The sequence below is a fragment of the Salmonella sp. 32020114201800008SM genome (assembly GCF_017572025.1).
Taxonomy (GTDB): Bacteria; Pseudomonadota; Gammaproteobacteria; order Enterobacterales; family Enterobacteriaceae; genus Salmonella; species Salmonella enterica.
In genome coordinates, this window is sequence record NZ_JAGEQM010000014.1 from 1 (window position 1) to 24,199 (window position 24,199).

General features: G+C 53.5%; 21 protein-coding genes, 1 pseudogene and 1 riboswitch. Of the genes and pseudogenes, 11 read left to right on the forward strand and 11 right to left on the reverse strand.

Features of this window, described 5'->3' with window-relative positions; genetic code table 11:
- Nucleotides 1-602 precede the first annotated feature (602 nt).
- Together purH and purD are read left to right on the forward strand one after the other, a co-directional pair.
- A complete protein-coding gene (gene purH, locus J4613_RS21925) occupies nt 603-2,192 on the forward strand; it encodes a bifunctional phosphoribosylaminoimidazolecarboxamide formyltransferase/IMP cyclohydrolase (RefSeq protein WP_111742518.1) in 1,590 nt (529 codons plus the stop codon).
- Between the two features lie 11 nt (nt 2,193-2,203).
- Complete coding sequence (gene purD, locus J4613_RS21930) at nt 2,204-3,493, forward strand: phosphoribosylamine--glycine ligase (protein WP_023204415.1); 1,290 nt, start codon at nt 2,204-2,206, stop codon at nt 3,491-3,493.
- On the opposite strand, the gene zraR is transcribed toward purD, so the two are convergent.
- Both zraR and zraS read right to left on the reverse strand, forming a co-directional pair.
- A complete protein-coding gene (zraR, locus tag J4613_RS21935; RefSeq protein ID WP_000617928.1) occupies nt 3,490-4,815 on the reverse strand; it encodes a sigma-54-dependent response regulator transcription factor ZraR in 1,326 nt (441 codons plus the stop codon). The genes purD and zraR overlap by 4 nt on opposite strands.
- 5 nt (nt 4,816-4,820) lie before the next feature.
- Nucleotides 4,821-6,218, reverse strand: a complete 1,398-nt coding sequence (gene zraS, locus J4613_RS21940; RefSeq protein ID WP_024799049.1) for a two-component system sensor histidine kinase ZraS — start codon at nt 6,216-6,218, stop codon at nt 4,821-4,823.
- A gap of 253 nt (nt 6,219-6,471) precedes the next feature.
- Between zraS and zraP the strand changes: the two genes are divergently transcribed.
- Nucleotides 6,472-6,927 (forward strand): zinc resistance sensor/chaperone ZraP, encoded by a 456-nt coding sequence (zraP, locus tag J4613_RS21945; protein ID WP_000828129.1) that lies wholly within the window; start codon nt 6,472-6,474, stop codon nt 6,925-6,927.
- Nucleotides 6,928-6,968: 41 nt separating this feature from the next.
- Here zraP and J4613_RS21950 read toward each other — a convergent pair whose 3' ends face one another.
- From J4613_RS21950 to nudC, 6 genes are all read right to left on the reverse strand, one after another.
- Nucleotides 6,969-7,661: a DUF1481 domain-containing protein gene (locus tag J4613_RS21950; protein WP_001083931.1), complete on the reverse strand. Its 693-nt coding sequence runs from the start codon at nt 7,659-7,661 to the stop codon at nt 6,969-6,971.
- Between the two features lie 11 nt (nt 7,662-7,672).
- Complete coding sequence (hupA, locus tag J4613_RS21955) at nt 7,673-7,945, reverse strand: nucleoid-associated protein HU-alpha (RefSeq protein ID WP_001044509.1); 273 nt, start codon at nt 7,943-7,945, stop codon at nt 7,673-7,675.
- A gap of 186 nt (nt 7,946-8,131) precedes the next feature.
- Entirely contained in the window at nt 8,132-8,722 is a 591-nt protein-coding gene (locus tag J4613_RS21960; RefSeq protein WP_000940092.1) for a YjaG family protein, read from the reverse strand.
- A gap of 41 nt (nt 8,723-8,763) precedes the next feature.
- Nucleotides 8,764-9,435, reverse strand: a complete 672-nt coding sequence (gene nfi / locus J4613_RS21965; protein ID WP_000362359.1) for a deoxyribonuclease V — start codon at nt 9,433-9,435, stop codon at nt 8,764-8,766.
- A gap of 9 nt (nt 9,436-9,444) precedes the next feature.
- Nucleotides 9,445-10,509, reverse strand: coding sequence for a uroporphyrinogen decarboxylase (gene hemE / locus J4613_RS21970; RefSeq protein WP_111742519.1), 1,065 nt, complete (start codon nt 10,507-10,509; stop codon nt 9,445-9,447).
- 40 nt (nt 10,510-10,549) lie between these two features.
- Nucleotides 10,550-11,323, reverse strand: a complete 774-nt coding sequence (nudC, locus tag J4613_RS21975; RefSeq protein WP_000373958.1) for an NAD(+) diphosphatase — start codon at nt 11,321-11,323, stop codon at nt 10,550-10,552.
- 92 nt (nt 11,324-11,415) lie between these two features.
- Between nudC and rsd the strand changes: the two genes are divergently transcribed.
- The 7 genes from rsd to thiH all read left to right on the forward strand — a co-directional run bounded on the left by rsd (nt 11,416) and on the right by thiH (nt 17,632).
- Entirely contained in the window at nt 11,416-11,904 is a 489-nt protein-coding gene (gene rsd, locus J4613_RS21980) for a sigma D regulator (RefSeq protein WP_000934315.1), read from the forward strand.
- Nucleotides 11,905-11,956: 52 nt separating this feature from the next.
- Nucleotides 11,957-12,181: riboswitch (TPP riboswitch) on the forward strand.
- 86 nt (nt 12,182-12,267) lie between these two features.
- A complete protein-coding gene (gene thiC / locus J4613_RS21985; RefSeq protein ID WP_111742520.1) occupies nt 12,268-14,163 on the forward strand; it encodes a phosphomethylpyrimidine synthase ThiC in 1,896 nt (631 codons plus the stop codon).
- Nucleotides 14,163-14,798, forward strand: coding sequence for a thiamine phosphate synthase (thiE, locus tag J4613_RS21990; RefSeq protein WP_000284629.1), 636 nt, complete (start codon nt 14,163-14,165; stop codon nt 14,796-14,798). The genes thiC and thiE overlap by 1 nt, the downstream gene beginning before the upstream one ends.
- Nucleotides 14,791-15,549: a HesA/MoeB/ThiF family protein gene (locus J4613_RS21995; RefSeq protein ID WP_000999764.1), complete on the forward strand. Its 759-nt coding sequence runs from the start codon at nt 14,791-14,793 to the stop codon at nt 15,547-15,549. The genes thiE and J4613_RS21995 overlap by 8 nt, the downstream gene beginning before the upstream one ends.
- Nucleotides 15,530-15,730 (forward strand): sulfur carrier protein ThiS, encoded by a 201-nt coding sequence (gene thiS / locus J4613_RS22000; RefSeq protein WP_001166846.1) that lies wholly within the window; start codon nt 15,530-15,532, stop codon nt 15,728-15,730. The genes J4613_RS21995 and thiS overlap by 20 nt, the downstream gene beginning before the upstream one ends.
- A 1-nt stretch (nt 15,731) precedes the next feature.
- Entirely contained in the window at nt 15,732-16,502 is a 771-nt protein-coding gene (gene thiG / locus J4613_RS22005) for a thiazole synthase (protein ID WP_111742521.1), read from the forward strand.
- Complete coding sequence (gene thiH / locus J4613_RS22010; RefSeq protein ID WP_021001002.1) at nt 16,499-17,632, forward strand: 2-iminoacetate synthase ThiH; 1,134 nt, start codon at nt 16,499-16,501, stop codon at nt 17,630-17,632. The genes thiG and thiH overlap by 4 nt, the downstream gene beginning before the upstream one ends.
- Before the next feature lie 221 nt (nt 17,633-17,853).
- Here thiH and J4613_RS22015 read toward each other — a convergent pair whose 3' ends face one another.
- A complete protein-coding gene (locus J4613_RS22015; protein WP_000400594.1) occupies nt 17,854-18,882 on the reverse strand; it encodes a type III secretion system effector arginine glycosyltransferase SseK1 in 1,029 nt (342 codons plus the stop codon).
- Between the two features lie 380 nt (nt 18,883-19,262).
- On the opposite strand from J4613_RS22015, the pseudogene J4613_RS22020 reads away from it, so the two are divergent.
- Nucleotides 19,263-19,606 (forward strand): annotated as a pseudogene (locus J4613_RS22020) (cytoplasmic protein).
- 1 nt (nt 19,607) lies between these two features.
- Here the strand turns inward: J4613_RS22020 and J4613_RS22025 are convergent.
- Together J4613_RS22025 and rpoC are read right to left on the reverse strand one after the other, a co-directional pair.
- Complete coding sequence (locus tag J4613_RS22025) at nt 19,608-19,934, reverse strand: hypothetical protein (protein ID WP_001654075.1); 327 nt, start codon at nt 19,932-19,934, stop codon at nt 19,608-19,610.
- Between the two features lie 41 nt (nt 19,935-19,975).
- Nucleotides 19,976-24,199 carry a DNA-directed RNA polymerase subunit beta' gene (rpoC, locus tag J4613_RS22030; protein WP_000653965.1) on the reverse strand — a complete coding sequence of 1,408 codons (4,224 nt, stop codon included), beginning with the start codon at nt 24,197-24,199 and terminating at the stop codon, nt 19,976-19,978.

Genomic DNA, 24,199 nt, shown 5'->3' on the forward strand with positions numbered 1-24,199 from the left:
TTAAACTTCGTAATGAATTACGTGTTCACTCTTGAGACTTGGTATTCATTTTTCGTCTTGCGACGTCAAGAATCCGTATCTTCGAGTGCCCACACAGATTGTCTGATAAATTGTTAAAGAGCAGTGCAACGCGGCTTTCGCTCACCGTTGCGAGGTGGCGTATATTACGCCTTCCTCTTTCAGAGTCAACCCTGAATTTCAGGATTTTTCTCTTCAACCGACCGGCTGTTTGTGTGAAGTGATTCACATCCGCCGTGTCGATGGAGGCGCATTATAGGGAGTTCTCTGCTGACCGCAATAGAAAAATTGCAGAAAAATGACTGTTTGCTGCATTCCCCAGCAAAACCCCTGGTTATACCCATTTACGCACAGACTTATCCACAAAATGCGCGTTCATCTCCTGGATCTTCTCACTCTGCAAATGATCTTTCAGGGATAAAAGCGGGGCCAGAATTTAAAAAGAAAAATTCGCGAGCGTTGCGCAAACGTTTTCGTTACAATGTCGCCGCAAAATGAGAATACCCCATAAGGGGCGTTAGCTGAGTTTTTCACGAAAAATTCAGCTAACGCTCTCTGTAATCGTCAAATCCAGGGGATTTACCATGCAACAACGTCGTCCAGTCCGCCGCGCTCTGCTCAGTGTTTCTGACAAGGCCGGTATCATCGAATTCGCCCAGGCACTTTCCGCACGCGGTGTGGAGCTGCTGTCTACGGGGGGCACCGCCCGCCTGTTAGCAGAAAAAGGCCTGCCGGTGACCGAAGTTTCCGATTACACCGGTTTCCCGGAAATGATGGATGGACGCGTAAAGACCCTGCATCCAAAAGTCCACGGCGGCATCCTCGGTCGTCGCGGCCAGGACGATGCCATTATGGAACAGCACCACATCGCCCCTATCGATATGGTTGTCGTTAACCTGTATCCGTTCGCCGAGACCGTGGCACGCGAAGGCTGCTCGCTGGAAGATGCGGTAGAGAACATTGATATCGGCGGCCCGACCATGGTGCGCTCTGCTGCTAAGAACCATAAAGACGTGGCCATCGTGGTGAAGAGCAGCGACTACGACGCCATTATTAAAGAGATGGATGCTAACGAAGGTTCTCTGACCCTCGACACCCGTTTCGATCTCGCGATTAAAGCCTTCGAACACACCGCCGCCTACGACAGCATGATCGCTAACTACTTCGGCAGCATGGTTCCGGCCTACCACGGTGAAAGCAAAGAAGCCGCCGGTCGCTTCCCGCGTACGCTGAATCTGAACTTCATTAAGAAGCAGGATATGCGCTATGGCGAGAACAGCCACCAGCAGGCAGCCTTCTATATAGAAGAAAATGTGAAAGAAGCGTCCGTTGCCACCGCACAGCAGGTTCAGGGCAAAGCGCTTTCTTACAACAACATCGCTGATACCGACGCGGCGCTGGAGTGTGTGAAAGAGTTCAACGAGCCAGCCTGCGTAATCGTCAAGCACGCTAACCCGTGCGGCGTGGCGGTGAGCACCACTATTCTCGACGCTTACGACCGTGCGTATAAAACCGACCCAACCTCCGCGTTCGGCGGCATTATCGCCTTCAACCGCGAACTGGATGCCGAAACCGCGCAGGCCATCATCTCCCGCCAGTTCGTGGAAGTGATCATCGCCCCGTCCGCGACCGAAGATGCGCTGAAAATCACGGCTGCCAAGCAGAATGTGCGCGTACTGACCTGTGGTCAGTGGGCACAGCGCGTACCTAGTCTGGACTTCAAACGCGTTAACGGCGGCCTGCTGGTTCAGGATCGTGACCTGGGTATGGTGAGCGAAGCTGAACTGCGCGTGGTTTCCAAACGCCAGCCGACCGAACAGGAACTGCGCGATGCGCTGTTCTGCTGGAAGGTCGCCAAGTTCGTGAAATCCAACGCCATTGTGTATGCGAAAGAGAACATGACTATCGGTATAGGCGCAGGCCAGATGAGCCGCGTGTACTCCGCGAAAATCGCTGGCATTAAAGCGGCTGACGAAGGTCTGGAAGTGAAAGGTTCCGCGATGGCCTCTGACGCCTTCTTCCCGTTCCGCGATGGTATTGATGCCGCTGCCGCTGTCGGCGTGAGCTGTGTGATCCAGCCTGGCGGTTCTATCCGTGATGACGAAGTGATTGCCGCTGCCGACGAACACGGTATTGCGATGATCTTCACTGACATGCGCCACTTCCGCCATTAATGGAGCGAAACATGAAAGTATTAGTGATTGGTAACGGCGGACGCGAACACGCGCTGGCCTGGAAAGCCGCACAGTCGCCGCTGGTTGATACTGTTTTTGTCGCACCGGGCAACGCGGGCACCGCGCTGGAGCCAGCGTTGCAGAACGTGGCTATCGGCGTAACCGATATTCCGGCGCTGCTGAGCTTTGCCCAGAACGAGAAGATTGACCTGACTATCGTTGGCCCGGAAGCGCCGCTGGTGATTGGCGTGGTCGATGCGTTCCGCGCGGCGGGCCTGAAGATCTTCGGCCCAACCGAAGGCGCCGCGCAACTGGAAGGCTCCAAAGCCTTCACCAAAGATTTCCTCGCTCGTCACCAGATTCCGACGGCGGAATACCAGAATTTCACCGAGATTGAGCCAGCCCTGGCTTATCTGCGTGAGAAAGGCGCGCCGATCGTCATCAAGGCCGATGGTCTGGCTGCGGGCAAAGGCGTTATCGTGGCGATGACGCTTGAAGAAGCCGAAGCCGCCGTTCATGACATGCTGGCAGGCAACGCCTTTGGCGACGCGGGCCACCGCATCGTGATTGAAGAGTTCCTCGACGGCGAAGAAGCGAGCTTTATCGTGATGGTCGACGGCGAGCACGTGCTGCCGATGGCCACCAGCCAGGACCACAAACGCGTAGGCAACGGCGATACCGGCCCGAATACTGGCGGCATGGGCGCCTACTCACCGGCGCCGGTGGTGACTGATGAAGTGCACCAGCGCACCATGGAACGCATCATCTGGCCAACCGTGAAAGGCATGGCGGCGGAAGGTAACACCTATACCGGCTTCCTGTATGCGGGTCTGATGATCGACAAGCAGGGTAATCCGAAGGTTATCGAGTTCAACTGCCGCTTCGGCGATCCGGAAACCCAGCCGATCATGCTACGCATGAAGTCGGACCTGGTGGATCTTTGCCTCGCCGCCTGCGACGGCAAGCTGGATGAGAAAACCTCCGAGTGGGACGAGCGCGCTTCATTAGGCGTGGTGATCGCCGCGGGCGGTTATCCGGGCAACTACAACACTGGCGATGAGATCCACGGCCTGCCGCTGGAAGAAGTGGCTGACGGCAAAGTCTTCCACGCTGGCACTAAGCTCGCCGACGACGACCGCGTGCTCACCAGCGGCGGCCGCGTACTGTGCGCGACCGCGCTGGGTCACACCGTGGCTGAGGCGCAGAAACGCGCTTACGCCCTGATGACCGACATTCGCTGGGACGGCAGCTTCAGCCGTAACGACATCGGCTGGCGCGCCATCGAGCGTGAGCAAAGCTAACGGCTGAGTTTAGCCAGCAGCGTTTTGCGCGTAATGCCCAATTGACGGGCGGCTTCGGTTTTGTTGCCGCCCGTTTTTTCCAGCGCCGCCAGAATCACCTCTTTTTCGACGTCCACCAGCGGTTGGATCTCACCACTGTATTCCGTTTTTATCGGCGTCGCGGCAATAGCGAGAGGCAATTCGCGTTCAGAAATGTATTCTCCCGTCAGCAACACCACCGCCCGCTCGATAGCGTTTTCCAGCTCACGGATATTGCCCGGCCAGTCGTAGTGGATCAGCAGATCCATCGCCTGCGGCGTAAACCCCTTTACCGCTTTTCGGTTACGTTCGGCAAAACGCCGCAGAAAATGGTCTGCCAGTAGCGGAATATCTTCCCGACGCTGGCGCAAAGAAGGCATTTCAATCGCCACCACATTCAGGCGGTAATAGAGATCCTGGCGAAAGCGACCGGCACTCACCTCTTCCGCCAGGTCGCGGTGGGTAGCGGCAATTAACCGAACATCCACAGATATCGTCTGGTTACTTCCCACGCGTTGCACTTCGCGCTCCTGAATCGCCCGCAGCAAACGTACCTGCATTAACGGCGAGATATCGCCGATTTCATCAAGAAACAATGTCCCGCCGTCAGCTTCGACAAAGCGTCCCTCCCGACGTTTATCCGCGCCGGTAAACGCGCCTTTTTCGTGTCCGAACAGCTCGGACTCCAGCAGCGATTCATTAAGCGCGGCGCAGTTGAGCGTGACCAGCGGTTTATCGCTCCGGGCGCTACAGGCGTGTAGCGCCCGCGCCACCAGCTCTTTACCCGTGCCGGAGTCTCCGTGAATCAATACCGTGGCGTCTGATGGTGCGACCATCGCGATTTCATTCAGTAAATGTTGCATCGCCGGACTGCTGCCAATCATGCCAAATTGCGCAGCCGACGCCGATGGCAATTCAGCGCCCGTTTCCCGCGTATGCGCCAACGCCTTTTCCAGCGTCTCCTGCAGACGGTCAAAATCCAGCGGTTTAATTAAATAGTCGAGCGCGCCGGCTTTCAACGCCTCTACCGCCGTTTCCACGCTGGAGAATGCCGTCATAATCAAAATCGGAATGGCGGGATTGAGCGCTTTAATCTCCTTCAGCGTGGCGATACCGTCCATCTCCGCCATACGCACATCGCACAGTACCAGATCAAAGACTTTCTCACGCACCTGAGCCAACGCATCATGCCCACTGTAGGCCAGAGCGACGTTATAGCCCCAGCCCCGAAGCAGCGCCTGTAAAATCGTGCAGTGGCTTACATCATCATCCACAACCAGAATATCGATTTTTCCGCGTATCACCCTTGTTAATCCTGTTGTCTCGCTATCACTGGCAACCAGATAGTAAAGACCGCGCCTTTACCCTCAATACTTTTCACCTTAATCGCGCCGCCATGCTGTTCGATGATATTTTGCACCACAGCCAGCCCCAGGCCTGTCCCGTCAGCTTTGGTCGTAAAATAAGGCGTAAAAATCGCCTCCAGCTGATCCGGGGCGATCCCTTTCCCGTTATCGGTAACAGTGATGATAACGCGGTCGGTCCCACTTTCTTTTGCCTCTACGCTAATCGTTCCCTGGCGGCCAATCGCATGAATAGCGTTCAGGTACAAATTCAACAGCACCTGAGTCAGCCTGTCCGGGTCAGCCTGAATACGCTTAAGCGTCTCATTCGCCGTGAATCTCAACTGAATCTCTCTGCTTTGGGCATCCTGACTGACCAGATTCAGGGAGTGAGTAATAATATCATTGAGGTTAACCGTCTGGAGCGTCAGATGCGCGGGCTTTACCAGTTCGAGCAATTCGCTTACCACCCGGTTCAAACGGTCGGCCTCTTTGGCCATCACCTGCGCCAGTTCATGCGACTCGCCGCCGGCAGGTGTGCGCTCGGCAAAGTATTTCGCCAGCCCTTTGATGGACGAGAGCGGGTTACGAATTTCGTGCGCGACGCCCGCCGCCAGATGCCCCATCGCCACCAGCTTTTCTTTACGCTTCATTGCATCAAGCAGTTCTCTGTGCGAGCGCTGATAACGCTGATGCCAAAAAAACGCCAGTAACGTTGCCAACAGCACCGCCGCTAACGCAGACAAAACAATCAGCGTATTACGCCACTCCCTTGCCTGTGTCGCGGCCAGCTCGCTGGCGTCAAAGGCAATAAAAATAGTTTGTTTCGCTGGTTCGTCGTCATTGGCGCTACGCGCCATGCCGTGCCCCCTCATACCGTGACCTCTCATACCGAAAAGCGGCTGGAACTGACGGTAAATTTCCAGCGCAGGCACCGTCTCGCCGTTAGCAACAACGTCGACACGCCGCCAACGCTCCTGCGGCCCGGGGTTTAGTTGATGCATTTCAGATGCGGAATAGAGCGATTTGCCCACCATGCCAGGGTTGCTATGAGTGATGATTACCCCCTGCGCATCCGTTACGGCGAACCACAACACGCCTGGCTGACCCGCCATCTCTTCCAGCAATGTCTGCTGCTGCGCGTGATGCATCCGCATTCCCATACCTACTCGCGTGCCGGACTCCAGAGCGCGAATGAGTACATTTCCCTTTTCCAGCAGCGTCTGCCTGGCGGCAGCGCTCTCACGGCCATAGTCGCGAATGACCATAATGGAAAATAGCCCCACCAGAATGAAGATCGCCGCAGGTAACAGCCGACTCAACCACGTTGCAGCGGCATCTTTATGTAATCGTATAAAACTCACAGGCTTCCCCGGCTCGTTTTTATTTTCCTTACTTAAGCAGAGATCATGCCATTCTTCGCTCCGCATAACCGCGCGTTGCCGCACACCCTTTCGGATACGGATGGGTAAAAATGACTCGCCAGGCGGGTCATGCGAGTCATTTTTACTCGCTTTTTGCCGCCTGAAGCGGGTTAACTCGCTGCCCGACAAGGAATAGTTACCTGGCACGGAAGATGCAAGAGAGAGGATAAGATGAGCAACAGGAGAACGCAAAATGAAACGGAACAATAAATCAGCTATCGCGCTAATCGCCCTCTCTCTTTTGGCCCTGAGCTCCGGCGCCGCCTTCGCCGGGCATCACTGGGGCAACAATGACGGTATGTGGCAACAGGGAGGTAGCCCGTTAACTACGGAACAGCAGGCGACGGCGCAGAAGATTTATGATGATTACTATACGCAGACCAGCGCGCTGCGCCAGCAACTGATATCCAAACGTTATGAATACAACGCGCTACTGACCGCCAGTTCGCCGGATACTGCGAAAATTAACGCGGTTGCCAAAGAGATGGAGTCATTAGGCCAGAAGTTAGATGAGCAACGCGTGAAACGGGATGTCGCGATGGCGCAGGCTGGCATACCACGCGGCGCAGGAATGGGCTATGGCGGTTGCGGCGGCTATGGCGGCGGTTATCATCGCGGCGGCGGTCATATGGGTATGGGAAACTGGTAAAGCATGTATACCGAATGGCGGCTTCGCCATTCGGTATTCCATCAAAAGGTTTTCGCTTGCGGCTGCCAGTGACAGAAATCTGAATTCGCCACCAGCAAAAGTTGCGATCCTTCCGGCGCCTCCAGCCATGCTACGCTCACCTCTACCGATGAGTGGTTCTGGCGGCGCTCAATGTGGCTTATTGCCCAGGAATCCAGATCCGGTTTCAGCGTTTCACCTTCACAGGTGGTTACCGTATGGTCGGCGTGCCAGCGTCCCTGGCGTAGTATGACCCGCCCCAGGCGCAAGGCGTCGCTGGTCTGACGGATTTGTTCGGCGCGATAGCGATACAAGGCAATCTGATCGTTGGAAAGCTGCTGCTTCTGCCCCCCGACTTCACGCTGCATAAAACTGAGTTCGCCATGAGCGTCGAAACGCGCGCGAATATGTTCTGGCGGTTTGCTGTAAATATTGAGTTCAATAAGCGAAAGCGTATCACCCTGCCAACGATATTCGCTGGTCGTCGTGCTGCCGCTATGCCACGGGCTAAAAACAGAAAGCAGATGGACTTCATCGTTCGTATCTTTACGCCAGATACGCACCGCGCCGTGATCGCCGGCAAAGCCGCTGGCAGTAAACGGAGGCGGTGAAGCGTTATGACTGCAGGCAGTCAGCAACAGCGCGCCAGAAAACAGAAACGCGCGACGCCAGACAGACAAAAGGGGCTGACGAGCCCCTTCGATAAAACTGTTCACAGCTACGCGTCTTACTTAACTGCGTCTTTCAGAGCTTTACCAGAAACAAACGCCGGTACGTTAGCGGCGGCGATTTTGATTTCTTTACCGGTCTGTGGGTTACGGCCAGTGCGCTCAGCACGGTGGTTCACTTTGAAGGTACCGAAACCAACCAGTTGTACAGCATCGCCTTCTTTCAGAGACTCAGTAATAGCAGCCAGAGTGGATTCCAGAGCAGCTTTAGCCTGGGTTTTGGACAGTTCTGCTTTGTCTGCAATTACATCAATCAGTTGAGTCTTGTTCATAAGTTATCCTTACAATGTGTTTATCGCTTGCTAAGCATCGAGTGCGACGGAAATGCCAGAAAAGCACTCTCCTGCATACACGCACCGATAGCCACTTTTTTTCGCCTCCCAAATGTAGACCAGACGGGGGGCATAAGGGAAGCCTTATGGCACGACAAATCAGACGTTAAATCACGTTTTCTGGTGTCATTGCTGAAAATTTATACCGATATTGCTCTCGCCAGCCTCGCGCAGGTCTGCCCTGAGCCCTTTTATCAGTTCAATATCACGTTCTTCGCAGTCGGCTAAAAGTCGGAATATTTCCCACTGAATATCCCATTCCTGTTCAACGGCAGGGTTCGTTTTGAGCTCCTCATCGGTCATTTCCCGACCAGCCTGAGTCATTTCCAACATCGCTACCGTAGTAATGGAAGTCTTACTAACCTCAATAGCGTGTTCCAGCGTTTCGCCGCTAAGACGAGAATGCATTAATTCGCTTAATGCGACGCAGGCATCAATCGCCGGGTAAACGCCGTACAGATCATAGTCGTCGGCTGCCGGAATCGCCTCTTCAAACTTCTCCAGTTGGCTATCGAAATTGACCTTCGCATCTTTCACCGTCAGGGTTTCCCAGATCAGATCCAGAATGCGACGGTAGATCTGTCCGTCGCCGAATTCCGTCTGCTTGCAAAACATGGCGTAGTTCGGGTACATGCGCTCGCACAAGCAGGCCATAAAGGTAACGTGCTGCCAGCTTTCCAGCCGCTCCAGACGCAAATGAATCGGGTTTTGTAACATGATGGAATCTCGAATCGGAAATTAGCGGCAGTTTACCTGAATCAGCGCTGAATTTCTTGCCAACGAACAAACGCCGGACGCCCGGAAGCGACCGCATCCGCCCAGCGCGTCGGCTCCGGCAGGCGATACCCTTTCATACAGCGCTGTACCCACGCCAGCGCGCTGTCAGTACTGACCCGGTGCCCTGTCGCGATAAACAGCGGATTACAGCGCGCCTTGCTGCGCCATACCCACGCCAGTTGCTCGCCTTTATCCATTAAGGGGCTAAGTGCGCCAGGTTCGGCGGAAAGTGGTTCAAATTTACCGCATAGCCGTTTTTTCGCTACGCCGATGGTCGGCACGTCCACCAACAGTCCAAAATGACTGGCGACGCCAAGCCGACGCGGATGCGAAATACCATGACCGTCCACAAACAGCAAATCGGGCTTTTGCGAGAGCTGTTCCCACGCCGCCAGCAGCGCAGGATATTCACGAAAAGAGAGAAAACCGGGGATATACGGCATGGTGGTGGCAATACGTGCCACCTTGTACTCTACCAGTTCAAGCGACGGATATTTCAACAATACCATCGCCGCCCGCGTCACCTCGCCCCCCTGCTCAAAACCGACGTCCGCCCCGCCGATAAACGCTGGCGGATCTTTGTCCAACCGATCTTCGCGGCAAACCGATGAAGCAAGTTCTATCTGTTGAGCGCGTAGCGACGCGAGATCCATACTAACTCCTTAGTTGTGATACTGCGCAGAAAGTCGGTGCACTGCCTCCACAAATGCGCCAGCATGTTCTGGCGACACATCCTGATGGATGCCATGTCCAAGATTAAAGACGTGCCCTTCTCCCTGACCGAAACCAGCAAGTATAGTCGCTACCTCGTCTTCGATCCGTGCCGGCGGCGCATACAGCATCGAGGGGTCCATATTGCCCTGCAGCGCCACTTTATGGCCAACGCGACGGCGCGCATCGGCGATATCTGTCGTCCAGTCGAGACCCAGCGCGTCGCAGCCGGTTTCCGCCATCGCCTCCAGCCACTGACCGCCACCTTTAGTGAACAGCGTTACCGGCACGCGGCGACCGTCGTTTTCACGCAGCAGGCCATCGACGATTTTATGCATGTAGTAGAGGGAGAACTGCTGGTAATCGCGGCCAGTCAGCACGCCGCCCCAGGTGTCGAAAATCATCACCGATTGCGCACCCGCTTTAATCTGCGCGTTGAGGTACAGCGTGACGCTTTTCGCCAACTTATCCAGCAGCAGATGCAACGCCTGCGGGTCAGCGTACATCATCTTTTTAATCACCGTGAAGGCTTTGCTACTGCCGCCTTCCACCATGTAAGTCGCCAGCGTCCACGGGCTGCCGGAAAAGCCGATCAGCGGAACCTCGCCTTTTAGTTCGCGGCGGATGGTCCGTACCGCATTCATCACATAGCCCAGTTCATCCTCCGGATCGGGAATGGGCAGCTTATCGACATCGCCTTTGCAGGTGACAGGAGCCGTAAAGCGCGGGCCTTCCCCGGCTTCAAAATAGAGCCCCAGGCCCATCGCGTCCGGAATCGTCAGGATATCCGAGAAAAGGATCGCCGCATCAAGCGGATAACGGCGCAGCGGCTGTAAAGTGACCTCGCAGGCCAGTTCGGCATTTTTGCACAGCGACATAAAATCGCCCGCCTGAGCGCGAGTGGCTTTGTACTCCGGTAGATAACGGCCCGCCTGGCGCATCATCCACACTGGCGTAACATCAACGGGCTGGCGCAGCAGCGCACGTAGATAACGATCGTTTTTGAGTTCGGTCATTTTTACATTCCTTTAGCGTTGATGCGCCCAGTGTAACATGTCAATCATATTCAGCCCGACACATTGCCACCGTATCTTCGATCAAACGGCGCGCGACGGTGCCCGGCGGCGGCAGTAGCGGCAGATCGTCATAACGGTACCAATTTGCTTCCAACAGTTCTTTCGGGTCGATGACAATCTCGCCGCTGTCATACTCCGCCATAAAAGCGGTCATCAACGACTGCGGGAAAGGCCACGGCTGGGAAGTCACATAGCGCAGATTTTTCACCTTAATCCCGCTCTCCTCCATTACCTCTCGCGCGACCGCCTGTTCTAAGGTTTCGCCGACTTCAACAAACCCGGCCAGCACGGTATGCACGCCGTTGCGGTGGCGAACGTGCTGGGCAAGGAGGATCGAATCCTCACGGCGGATCGCGACGATAATGCAAGGGGCGATTTGCGGGTAGTAACGCTCGCGGCAATGGCTGCACAGCATCGCCCATTCGGTTTTACTCGGGTGCATAGGGTGCCCGCAATAGCCGCAAAATTTATGCGATCGGTAAAACTCCGCCAACTGTACGCCACGTCCCGCCAGTTGGAACAGCCCTGCATCCTGATCGATAACCTGGCGAACCGATCCCATATCATGGCGTCGATGCTGTAACACCAGCCAGACGGGCTCGCCTTGCCATTCACCTATCCGGAGTGCGCGCTGCCCCACAAGATCGAAATTTGCTGCCAGCCCGTGTGGTAATTCCCCATACGGCAACCATAATTTTTGTTCATGGCTGACGATCCACCAGCCACTCTCTAATTTTTCAATTATACGATCCATAGCTCTTGCACTACCTTTGCTTCACTGGCATGTTGTTAACATTATTTTTACATTCATGGCGAGCAGCCTTTATCTAACTTGCGGAGACAATCATGCTAAACCAGCTGGAAAACCTGACGGAGCGCGTTGGCGGAAGCAACAAACTGGTCGATCGCTGGCTGGATGTACGTAAGCACCTGCTCGTGGCTTACTACAATCTGGTTGGCATTAAGCCTGGCAAAGAATCGTACATGCGGCTGAATGAAAAAGCGCTGGATGATTTTTGTCAGAGCCTGGTCGATTACCTTTCCGCCGGGCACTTCAGTATTTATGAACGTATTCTCCATAAATTGGAAGGAAACGGTCAGCTTTTACATGCGGCAAAAATCTGGCCGCTGCTGGAAGATAATACGCAGCGCATTATGGATTATTACGACACCAGCCTGGAAACTGCCATCGATCACGATAATTGTCTCGAATTTCAACAAGCTCTGTCAGATATCGGCGAAGCGCTGGAAGCCCGCTTTGTGCTGGAAGACAAGCTGATTATGCTGGTGTTTGACGCGATGCACGACGGCGCCAGAGTCAAACGTCCCGCTTGAGTTCTGCGCGAGTAACGGGTAGTTTACTTCAGCCCCCTCTTCGGAGGGGCGGTTATCTTGTCGGAGTGCTAATTTTCCACAAAAGCGTTCGTGATGCGTCAAGGCGGCAAGTCGGTGAATCTCCAGGAGCTTACATAAGTAAGTGACTGGAGTGAGCGGACGAAGCCAACGAAGAGGCAGCGCGAAGGATGAAGTGGAAAAGGCTGAGACCGTTAATTCGGGATCCGCGGAACCTGATCAGGTTAATACCTGCGAAGGGAACAAGAGTAATTCTGCTTTATGCTGCTGCCTTTACGGGCGGCGCACATCCATTACTCCATCCGTCGTCTGACAAGCCACGTCCTTAATTTTTTGGAATGAGCTATGTCTACAACAACGTTAACCCGCCGCGAGCAGCGCGCTAAAGCCCAGCATTTTATCGATACGCTGGAAGGCACCGCGTTTCCCAACTCGAAACGCATCTACGTGACCGGTTCGCAGCATGATATTCGCGTACCGATGCGCGAAATTCAACTTAGCCCGACACTTATCGGCGGCAGTAAAGACAACCCGCAGTTTGAAGAGAACGAAGCCGTGCCGGTGTACGACACCTCCGGCCCGTATGGCGATCCTGATGTGGCGATTAACGTCCAGCAGGGTCTGGCGAAACTGCGCCAGCCGTGGATTGACGCACGCAACGATAGCGAAGAATTAGACGACCGTAGCTCGGCTTACACCAGAGAACGTCTGGCCGACGATGGCCTGGACGATCTGCGTTTTACCGACCTGCTGACGCCGAAACGCGCTAAAGCGGGCAAGCGCGTGACGCAACTTCATTATGCCCGCAAGGGGATCGTCACTCCCGAAATGGAGTTCATCGCCATCCGCGAAAACATGGGCCGCGAGCGCATTCGTAGTGAAGTGCTGCGCCACCAGCATCCGGGCATGAACTTTGGCGCGCGCCTGCCGGAAAACATTACGCCGGAATTCGTGCGTGATGAAGTCGCCGCGGGCCGCGCGATTATTCCCGCCAACATCAACCACCCGGAATCCGAGCCGATGATTATCGGCCGCAACTTCCTGGTCAAAGTGAATGCCAACATCGGCAACTCGGCGGTCACCTCCTCCATCGAAGAAGAGGTGGAAAAACTGGTCTGGTCGACCCGCTGGGGCGCGGACACGGTAATGGATCTTTCCACCGGTCGCTATATCCACGAAACTCGCGAATGGATCCTGCGTAACAGCCCGGTACCGATCGGCACCGTCCCGATCTACCAGGCGCTGGAGAAGGTCAACGGGATCGCCGAAGATCTCACCTGGGAAGCGTTCCGCGACACGCTGCTGGAGCAGGCCGAACAGGGCGTCGACTACTTCACCATCCACGCGGGTGTGCTGCTGCGCTACGTGCCGATGACCGCCAAACGCCTGACCGGGATTGTCTCGCGCGGCGGTTCGATCATGGCGAAGTGGTGTCTCTCCCATCACAAAGAGAACTTCCTGTTCGAACATTTCCGCGAGATCTGCGAAATCTGTGCCGCCTACGACGTCTCTTTGTCGCTGGGCGATGGCCTGCGTCCGGGTTCAATTCAGGACGCCAACGACGAAGCGCAGTTCTCCGAGCTGCATACCCTGGGCGAGCTGACCAAAATCGCCTGGGAATACGACGTGCAGGTGATGATTGAAGGCCCGGGACACGTGCCGATGCAGATGATTCAGCGCAACATGACCGAAGAGCTGGAGAGCTGCCACGAAGCGCCGTTCTACACTTTGGGGCCGTTGACCACCGACATCGCGCCGGGCTATGACCACTTCACCTCCGGCATTGGCGCCGCGATGATCGGCTGGTTCGGTTGTGCGATGCTGTGTTACGTCACGCCGAAAGAGCATCTCGGCCTGCCGAACAAAGAAGATGTGAAGCAGGGGCTGATCACCTACAAAATAGCCGCCCACGCCGCTGACTTAGCGAAAGGCCATCCGGGCGCGCAGATCCGCGATAACGCCATGTCGAAAGCGCGCTTCGAATTCCGCTGGGAAGATCAGTTTAACCTCGCGCTCGACCCGTTCACCGCCCGCGCTTATCACGATGAAACCCTACCGCAGGAGTCCGGTAAGGTCGCTCACTTCTGTTCCATGTGCGGGCCGAAGTTCTGCTCGATGAAAATCAGCCAGGAAGTCCGCGACTATGCCGCCGCACAAACCATCGAAGTCGGCATGGCGGATATGTCGGAAAACTTCCGCGCCAAAGGCGGCGAAATCTATCTCAAGCGGGAGGAAGCCTGATGTATCAGCCTGATTTCCCGACCGTGCCGTTCCGTCTCGGGCTTTACCCGGTGGTGGACAGCGTTGCATGGATTGAGCGCCTGCTGGAGGCGGGCGTGCGCACGATCCAGTTGCGTATCAAAGATAAACGCGATGAAGAGGTGGAAGCCGACGTTATCGCCGCCATCGCACTGGGGCGTCGTTATGACGCCCGGCTGTTTATCAACGATTACTGGCGTCTGGCAATTAAACACCGCGCTTACGGCGTGCATCTGGGCCAGGAAGACCTTGAAACCACCGACCTGAAAGCGATTCAGGCGGCGGGGTTACGCCTGGGGGTATCCACTCACGATGATATGGAGATAGACATCGCGCTGGCCGCTAAGCCTTCTTATATCGCGCTGGGTCATGTCTTCCCCACGCAAACCAAACAGATGCCTTCCGCCCCGCAGGGGCTGGCGCAGCTGGCGCGGCATATTGACCGGCTGGCGGATTATCCCACCGTGGCGATTGGCGGCATCAGTGTGGAACGCGCTCCGGCGGTGCTGGCGACCGGCGTCGGCAGCATTGCCGTGGTCAGCGCTATTACTCAGGCCGCCGACTGGCGCGCCGCTACCGCGCAGTTACTGGATATTGCGGGAGTTGGCGATGAATGACCGCGATTTTATGCGCTACAGCCGGCAAATCCTGCTCGGCGATATCGCCATTGAAGGCCAGCAAAAGCTGCTCGCGAGTCATGTACTGATCGTAGGTTTAGGCGGATTGGGTTCGCCTGCCGCGCTGTATCTGGCGGGAGCAGGCATCGGCACACTGACGCTGGCGGATGATGACGATGTTCATCTGAGCAATTTGCAGCGCCAGATTCTATTTACCACCGATGATATCGCGCATTCAAAATCTCAGGTTGCCCAGCAGCGCCTGGCACAACTCAACCCCGGTAGCGAGCTGATCGTATTGCAACAACGTCTGACTGGCGATGTGCTTAAAAACGCGGTAGCACACGCCGACGTGGTGCTCGACTGTACCGATAACATGGCCACGCGCCAGGAAATTAACGCCGCCTGCGTGGCGCTCAACACTCCGTTAATTTCCGCCAGCGCCGTCGGCTTCGGTGGCCAGCTAATGGTCCTCACACCACCGTGGGAACAAGGCTGTTACCGCTGCCTGTGGCCGGACGATGTCGAGCCTGAACGCAACTGCCGTACCGCCGGTATCGTCGGACCGGTTGTTGGCGTGATGGGCACCTTGCAGGCGCTGGAGGCGATTAAATTACTCAGCGGTATTGAGACGCCCAGCGGAGAGCTACGCCTGTTTGACGGTAAAACCAGCCAGTGGCGCAGCCTGGCGCTGCGTCGTGCCAGCGGCTGTCCGGTATGCGGAGGGCAACATGCAGATTCAGTTCAATGATGAACCGATGCAGTGCGCCGAAGGGCAAACCGTCAGCAGCCTGCTCGCTACGCTTAATCAGCTTAAACCGGGCGCGGCGCTGGCGCTCAATCAGCAGATCCTGCCGCGCGAGCAGTGGCGGCAACATATCGTGCAGGAAGGCGACCAGATCCTGCTTTTTCAGGTTATTGCAGGGGGTTGAGATGTTACGTATTGCCGACAAAACGTTTGATTCACATCTGTTCACCGGCACCGGGAAGTTTGCCTCATCGCAACTGATGGTCAAGGCGATTCGCGCCTCCGGCAGCCAGTTGGTGACGCTGGCGATGAAGCGCGTGGATTTACGTCAGCACAACGACGCTATCCTGGCGCCGCTGATTGAAGCGGGCGTCACGCTGCTGCCCAATACCTCCGGGGCGAAAACCGCTGAAGAGGCGATCTTCGCCGCCCAACTGGCGCGGGAAGCGCTGGGCACAAACTGGTTGAAATTAGAAATCCACCCGGACGCCCGCTGGCTGTTGCCGGACCCGATCGAAACGCTAAAAGCCGCCGAGGCGCTGGTGAAGCAGGGTTTTGTGGTGCTGCCCTACTGCGGCGCGGATCCGGTGTTGTGCAAGCGGCTGGAAGAGGTCGGCTGCACGGCGGTGATGCCGCTTGGCGCGCCTATCGGTTCGAATCAGGGGCTGGAAACCCGTGCGATGCTGGAGATTATTATCCAACAGGCCACCGTGCCGGTGGTGGTTGATGCGGGCATCGGCGTGCCCAGCCAAGCCGCACAGGCGCTGGAAATGGGCGCTGATGCGGTGCTGGTTAACACCGCGATTGCCGTGGCGGACGATCCGGTGAGGATGGCAACCGCTTTCCGCCTGGCGGTAGAAGCCGGATTACTGGCGCGTCAGGCAGTGCCGGGGAATCGTAGCACCTACGCCAGCGCCACCAGCCCGCTCACCGGGTTTCTGGAGGCGTTAGCATGAAAACCTTCAGCGACCGTTGGCGGCAACTGGAGTGGGACGATATTCGCCTGCGCATCAACGGTAAAACTGCCGCCGACGTGGAGCGCGCGCTGAACGCCGCACATCTTAGCCGGGACGATTTGATGGCGTTGCTCTCCCCCGCCGCCGCCAATTATCTGGAACCGATGGCGCAGCGGGCACAAAGGCTGACCCGACAACGCTTTGGCAACACCGTCAGTTTCTACGTGCCGCTTTATCTCTCAAACCTCTGCGCCAATGACTGTACCTACTGCGGTTTTTCGATGAGCAACCGCATTAAGCGTAAAACGCTGGATGAGGTGGATATTCAAAGGGAGTGCGATGCTATCCGTAAACTGGGCTTTGAGCATCTGTTGCTGGTGACTGGCGAACATCAGGCCAAAGTAGGAATGAACTATTTTCGCCGCCATTTACCGGCTATCCGCCGTCAATTTTCATCATTACAGATGGAAGTCCAGCCCTTGTCGCAAGAAAACTACGCGGAGCTCAAAACGCTGGGGATCGATGGCGTGATGGTTTATCAGGAAACTTACCATGAGGCAATCTATGCACAGCATCACCTGAAGGGAAAGAAACAGGACTTTTTCTGGCGGCTGGAAACGCCGGATCGGTTAGGCCGGGCAGGTATCGACAAAATCGGTCTTGGCGCGCTAATTGGTCTGTCGGACAACTGGCGGGTGGATTGCTATATGGTGGCGGAGCATCTGTTGTGGATGCAGAAACACTACTGGCAGAGTCGCTATTCTGTTTCCTTCCCGCGTCTGCGTCCGTGTACTGGCGGTGTGGAACCCGCATCTGTGATGGATGAAAAGCAACTGGTGCAAACGATTTGCGCTTTCCGGTTATTGGCGCCGGAAATTGAATTATCACTCTCCACCCGCGAATCGCCGTGGTTTCGAGACCATGTGATTCCTCTGGCAATCAACAACGTCAGCGCCTTCTCAAAAACGCAGCCCGGCGGCTACGCTGACGATCATCCGGAACTGGAGCAGTTTTCTCCCCACGATGCCCGTCGGCCTGAAACCGTAGCAAGCGCGTTAAGCGCGCAAGGATTGCAGCCCGTGTGGAAAGACTGGGACAGTTGGCTGGGGCGCGCTTCGCAAATTCGGTGAACTCGTATGTAAACGCATTAATATTTCACGAACGAGTACGTAATGCGAAAAACGGGAGATTGTTATCGGCCTCCCGTTTTTTTATGTCCGTTCTGAACAGCACTGCGATTTTAAAGTGGCGTTGTAGTAGAGAAAACTGAGCATCAAATATTTTTTCGCCGAAACTTGATAGTTTATGCCAATATTTTATGTATTCAATAGCATGATTATTGCCATTTCCACTACTGCACATGCCTCGCCCATGAACTTTGCGTAAACTGACTGGTATTCATTATAATGTTATCATGCTTAAACTCAATAAAATCGCAAAAAGAATTATAATCTTCATTTAAAGAATAATTAAAATGTTTTCTAATTCCATTACATACACCATCAGAATAGGGATCAGCATCAAATTTAGTATGCATTATTTCCAATCCAGCAAGTAAAGCCGGGTGGTTATTGCGATCAACAGCTATTATCCCGTTTTCCATAGAAGCACGGCCATCTATCCTTTCTACATGAACAGCGATTCCATCCGGAATATATATACTCCCCAATTTTTCCGTGATAATCATATCAGCATCGAGATATATACACCCACTATTTGTTGATAAATCATAACACCCAACCTTATCCGCCTCCAAAAATAACTGACCAGCCTTTAACATAGCCATATTCCTGTAAAAATCAAACCATCCATGGCCTTTATCCAGTAAGTAAGATTTAATTAATGAATCATTACCCTCTTGAATATCACTCAATTCTTTTTTCAATAGCTGCAGTAAATGACAATCCCTTTTTTCTTCTGGCATGGACTCTTGCTTAGAAATATTTTCCATATAAATTTCTGATAATCTTTTATCGTACATGCTAAAGTCAATATCATTTCTATATATGACTTTTATGTTTTCATAGTCATACTCAAGTTTTGAAAAAGCATCCTTTTGTCCCGGGAAAAAATCACCATCTACAAAAATACCTATAAGACGTTCTTTTTCAATTGTTGCTGCTTTAATGATATTGTTAAGGTAGGGGTTTTTCTCTGTGTTAATTATAGGTATATCATTTTTCCCAAAGCGAGCAGGATTCCGCTCAAACCACTGGAAAAGAAGAGGGGTTTTCTCATCTAAAAAGCACAAGGGATAATCTTTTCCATTAAAACTTGTAAACTGAATGTCCCTGTCGGTAACAGTTTTAACCAATTCATTTTTTGAAAGCGCGGGAACATATCTATTTAATGGTGGGATCATAACAATTAAATGCTCCATACTTACTTCATTACATATTTTACATGATGATTATTAGCACATGTTTTTTAGCGTTGCAATCGCTGTCAGCTAAAAGATGTTAAACTAAGCATTAACCGATGGATACATAAATATCCTACTAGTGAGCAATTAAATAAATAATTTATTAACTTTATTTTTATTCCAGAAATGGCATCATATTTATAATTCCTGTAATAAGAGCAAACAAAGACCTTAATGGAATTAAATATTCCATTTAATAATTTAAAATTTCCCGCGTAAACAACCAATAAAACAGGTTTATCATTTAATGTATGAACAGCAGGTATTTTATAATGGCGAGCCAATAGACTTTAATAACTTAGATTTATGGGATAAATTTAAAGTCACATTTGGATTTAATGTTACAGAAAAAAAGAAACCCAATGGTAAAAAATTCAATTTTGAGTATTGTGGATTCTCTACTTTTATTACGCCGGTTAATGGCGTTGACGGGATTTTAGCAAAGTGGTTCTCAAACAAACATAATGTAAGTGTCCCAACGCCTTATACATTCGGTCAGGCCCCCATTCCTGGCGTCAATCTTTATCGTAATACAAAAGCAAAATTTGTTATGGCTAACGGCGGTAATAGTATTCCCTGCGCGATGGCAAAATATAATGCAAAAACTGGACAATTTATTCATATAACCAGTGATAATGATTTTTCACCAATAATACGAGAAACAAGAGTCATGAAAAAATAATTCATTTATTCATTAAATTTATAATTACAGATAAAATCAAGAGCCAGCATGGCATTGAAAAATAAAATACGGCTTTTTTATCCGCGCTGGTTTTGACTTGATGAAGAATAACGGTGGCGACAATAATAATAAGACAATAAATAAATATAAGTAATGATTTATGGTGAAGTATATATAACGATAGAAACAATAAAAAAGCGGACAGAACGTTTGAAATGGTTATCTTTTTTGTAAATACCAAAAGACTAAACATTAAATAGATTAATGAAATAATCGCTGGCATTTTCTTTCCTTGTAGGCAAGCGACCCGGAATTCGGTATCCAGCATGAAGCTGGTGGAGGGATAAATACCCCTCCACCATTTAACGATTACTCGTTATCAGAACCGCCCAGACCTGCGTTCAGCAGTTCTGCCAGGCTGGCAGATGCATCTTCCGCAGTCACCTGCGGTGTTGCTGGCTGCTCGCCCGCGGCGCGACGGCGCATACGATCCTGGTGGTACGCATAACCGGTACCGGCCGGAATCAGACGACCCACGATAACGTTCTCTTTCAGGCCGCGCAGTTCGTCGCGTTTACCCGCAACGGCTGCTTCGGTCAGGACACGTGTAGTCTCCTGGAACGATGCGGCAGAGATGAACGACTCGGTTGCCAGAGACGCTTTGGTGATACCCAGCAGATCGCGGGAGAAGGTAGCCCCCACTTTGCCGTTCGCTTCCAGCTCGCGGTTAGCGATCTTGACGCGAGAGTATTCAACCTGTTCGCCTTCCAGGAAGTCGGAACTACCGGCGCTTTCGATGGTCGCTTTACGCAGCATCTGACGAACGATAACTTCGATGTGTTTATCGTTAATCTTAACGCCCTGCAGACGGTATACATCCTGAACTTCGTTAACAATGTAACGCGTCACAGCATGAACGCCACGCAGACGCAGAATGTCGTGCGGCGCTTCCGGACCATCGGAAATCACATCACCACGTTCTACACGTTCACCTTCGAACACGTTGAGCTGACGCCATTTCGGAATCATCTCTTCGTACGGGTCACTACCATCAACCGGCGTAATCACCAGACGACGTTTGCCTTTGGTTTCTTTACCGAAGGAAACGATACCTGCGATTTCAGCAAGGATTGCCGGTTCTTTCGGACGACGCGCTTCGAACAGGTCGGCAACGCGCGGCAGACCACCGGTGATATCCTTGGTACCGCCGGATTCCTGCGGAATACGCGCCAGGGTGTCACCAGAACTGATCTGTACGCCATCTTCCAGCTGTACAATCGCTTTACCCGGCAGGAAGTACTGCGCAGGCATATCGGTACCCGGGATCAGAACGTCATTACCCTGAGCATCAACGATTTTCAGCGCCGGACGCAGATCTTTACCACCGGTAGTACGTTCAGCCGAATCCAGAACCACCAGCGAAGACAAACCGGTCAGTTCGTCGGTCTGACGCGTAATGGTCTGACCGTCGATCATGTCAGTGAAGCGGATGAAACCACTCACTTCGGTGATAACCGGCATGGTGTGCGGGTCCCAGTTTGCCACGGTTTCGCCGCCGGCAACCTGCTCGCCATCACCTTTCGCCATGACAGCGCCATAAGGCACTTTATAGCTCTCTTTGGTACGACCGAATTCGTCGATCAGCTTCAGTTCGGTGTTACGGGAAGTGATAACCAGTTTACCGCTGGAGTTCACAACCGACTTCACGTTGCTGAGCTTGATGCTACCTTTGTTCTTAACCTGGATGCTGGATTCAGCAGCCGCACGCGATGCCGCACCACCGATGTGGAACGTACGCATCGTCAGCTGTGTACCCGGTTCACCGATGGACTGTGCCGCGATAACGCCGATAGCTTCACCTTTGTTGATGATGTGGCCACGCGCCAGGTCACGACCATAGCAGTGCGCACATACACCAAAGTCGGTGTCGCAGGATACAACAGAACGCACTTTAACGGCGTCAACGGAGTTTGCTTCCAGCAGGTCACACCACTGTTCGTGCAGTAGCGTGTTGCGTGGAACCAGAATGTCCGCGGTACCCGGTTTCAGCACATCTTCCGCCGTCACACGACCCAGAACGCGGTCACGCAGCGGCTCTTTCACGTCGCCACCCTCGATAACCGGGGTCATCAGGATACCTTCGTGCGTACCACAGTCATCTTCGGTCACTACCAGATCCTGCGCGACGTCAACCAGACGACGGGTCAGATAACCGGAGTTCGCGGTTTTCAGTGCGGTATCCGCCAGACCTTTACGAGCACCGTGGGTGGAGATGAAGTACTGGAGTACGTTCAGACCTTCACGGAAGTTCGCGGTGATTGGCGTTTCGATGATGGAGCCATCTGGCTTCGCCATCAGACCACGCATACCTGCCAGCTGACGAATCTGTGCCGCAGAACCACGCGCACCGGAGTCGGCCATCATGTAGATGCTGTTGAAGGAGACCTGCTGCTCTTCCTGGCCGTCACGGTTAATCACGGTTTCGGTTTGCAGGTTATCCATCATCGCTTTGGATACACGATCGTTCGCCGCAGCCCAGATATCGATAACTTTGTTATAGCGTTCGCCAGCGGTTACCAGACCAGACTGGAACTGCTCCTGGATCTCAGCAACTTCAGCTTCCGCCTCAGAGATGATCTCGTGTTTTTTCTCCGGGATGACCATGTCATCAATACCAACGGACGCACCTGAACGCGCTGCATAAGCAAAGCCGGTGTACATCGTCTGGTCCGCAAAAATAACGGTCGGTTTCAGGCCCAGAATACGGTAGCAAGTGTTCAGCATTTTGGAGATCGCTTTCTTGCCCAGCGCCTGGTTGACGATGGAGAAAGGCAGACCTTTCGGTACGATCATCCACAGAATGGCGCGACCAACGGTCGTGTCTTTCAGGCTGGTGTGCGCAACGAATTCGCCGTTTTCATCTTTTTCATATTCAGTGATACGCACTTTAACGCGCGCATGCAGAGAGGCCAGACCTGCGCGATAGATACGCTCAGCTTCTTTCGGGCCAGTCAGCACCATGCCTTCGCCTTTGGCGTTAACACAGTCACGGGTCATGTAGTACAGACCCAGTACCACGTCCTGAGACGGAACGATGATAGGTTCGCCGTTCGCCGGAGACAGGATGTTGTTGGTAGACATCATCAGCGCACGCGCTTCAAGCTGGGCTTCCAGCGTCAGCGGTACGTGAACAGCCATCTGGTCACCATCGAAGTCGGCGTTATATGCCGCACAAACCAGCGGGTGCAGCTGGATAGCTTTACCTTCGATCAGTACCGGTTCAAATGCCTGGATACCCAGACGGTGCAGAGTCGGTGCACGGTTCAGCAGTACCGGGTGTTCGCGGATAACTTCGTCAAGGATATCCCAAACGACAGCTTCTTCACGCTCAACCATTTTCTTCGCGGCTTTGATGGTGGTGGCAAGGCCACGCAGTTCCAGCTTGCCGTAGATGAACGGTTTGAACAGCTCCAGCGCCATTTTCTTCGGCAGACCGCACTGGTGCAGACGCAGGTATGGACCTACGGTGATTACAGAACGACCGGAGTAGTCAACACGCTTACCGAGCAGGTTCTGACGGAAACGACCCTGCTTACCTTTGATCATGTCGGCCAAAGATTTCAGAGGACGCTTGTTAGAACCGGTGATCGCACGACCGCGACGACCGTTATCCAACAGGGCGTCAACCGCTTCCTGCAGCATACGTTTTTCGTTGCGTACGATGATGTCCGGCGCAGCCAGATCCAGCAGACGCTTCAGACGGTTGTTACGGTTAATGACGCGACGATACAGATCGTTCAGATCTGACGTGGCGAAACGACCACCATCCAGCGGAACCAGCGGACGCAGATCTGGCGGCAGAACCGGCAGAACGGTCAGGATCATCCACTCTGGCTTGTTGCCAGACTGAACGAAGGCTTCCAGCAGTTTGATACGCTTGGTCAGCTTTTTACGCTTGGTTTCGGAGTTGGTTTCGTTCAGCTCTTCGCGCAGAGTTTCACACTCTTGCTCCAGATCCATGCTCTTCAGCAGGGCCTGGATAGCTTCCGCACCCATCTTCGCGTCGAATTCGTCACCGAACTCTTCCAGCGCGTCCAGATACTGCTCTTCAGTCAGGATCTGTTGACGTTCCAGGTTAGTCATACCGCCTTCGATAACCACATAAGATTCGAAGTACAGTACGCGTTCGATATCGCGCAACGGCATATCGAGCAGCAGACCGATACGGGACGGCAGCGATTTCAGGAACCAGATGTGAGCAGTCGGAGACGCCAGCTCGATGTGGCCCATACGCTCACGGCGTACTTTGGTCTGGGTCACTTCAACGCCGCACTTCTCACAAATAACACCACGGTGTTTCAGGCGCTTGTACTTACCGCACAGGCACTCGTAGTCTTTTACCGGCCCAAAGATACGGGCGCAGAAAAGGCCGTCACGCTCAGGTTTGAACGTACGGTAGTTGATGGTTTCCGGCTTTTTAACTTCACCGAAAGACCATGAACGGATCATGTCTGGCGAAGCCAGAGCAATTTTGATCGCATCAAACTCTTCGGTTTTAGTCTGCGCTTTCAGAAACTTTAATAAATCTTTCAC

Coding starts and splice junctions, on each gene's coding strand:
- purH (WP_111742518.1), top strand. CDS start 603: ATGCAACAACGTCGTCCAGTCCGCCGCGCTCTGCTCAGTGTTTCTGAC.
- purD (WP_023204415.1), top strand. CDS start 2,204: ATGAAAGTATTAGTGATTGGTAACGGCGGACGCGAACACGCGCTGGCC.
- zraP (WP_000828129.1), top strand. CDS start 6,472: ATGAAACGGAACAATAAATCAGCTATCGCGCTAATCGCCCTCTCTCTT.
- hupA (WP_001044509.1), bottom strand. CDS start 7,945: ATGAACAAGACTCAACTGATTGATGTAATTGCAGACAAAGCAGAACTG.
- J4613_RS21960 (WP_000940092.1), bottom strand. CDS start 8,722: ATGTTACAAAACCCGATTCATTTGCGTCTGGAGCGGCTGGAAAGCTGG.
- nfi (WP_000362359.1), bottom strand. CDS start 9,435: ATGGATCTCGCGTCGCTACGCGCTCAACAGATAGAACTTGCTTCATCG.
- hemE (WP_111742519.1), bottom strand. CDS start 10,509: ATGACCGAACTCAAAAACGATCGTTATCTACGTGCGCTGCTGCGCCAG.
- nudC (WP_000373958.1), bottom strand. CDS start 11,323: ATGGATCGTATAATTGAAAAATTAGAGAGTGGCTGGTGGATCGTCAGC.
- rsd (WP_000934315.1), top strand. CDS start 11,416: ATGCTAAACCAGCTGGAAAACCTGACGGAGCGCGTTGGCGGAAGCAAC.
- thiC (WP_111742520.1), top strand. CDS start 12,268: ATGTCTACAACAACGTTAACCCGCCGCGAGCAGCGCGCTAAAGCCCAG.
- thiE (WP_000284629.1), top strand. CDS start 14,163: ATGTATCAGCCTGATTTCCCGACCGTGCCGTTCCGTCTCGGGCTTTAC.
- J4613_RS21995 (WP_000999764.1), top strand. CDS start 14,791: ATGAATGACCGCGATTTTATGCGCTACAGCCGGCAAATCCTGCTCGGC.
- thiS (WP_001166846.1), top strand. CDS start 15,530: ATGCAGATTCAGTTCAATGATGAACCGATGCAGTGCGCCGAAGGGCAA.
- thiG (WP_111742521.1), top strand. CDS start 15,732: ATGTTACGTATTGCCGACAAAACGTTTGATTCACATCTGTTCACCGGC.
- thiH (WP_021001002.1), top strand. CDS start 16,499: ATGAAAACCTTCAGCGACCGTTGGCGGCAACTGGAGTGGGACGATATT.
- J4613_RS22015 (WP_000400594.1), bottom strand. CDS start 18,882: ATGGAGCATTTAATTGTTATGATCCCACCATTAAATAGATATGTTCCC.
- J4613_RS22025 (WP_001654075.1), bottom strand. CDS start 19,934: ATGCTGGATACCGAATTCCGGGTCGCTTGCCTACAAGGAAAGAAAATG.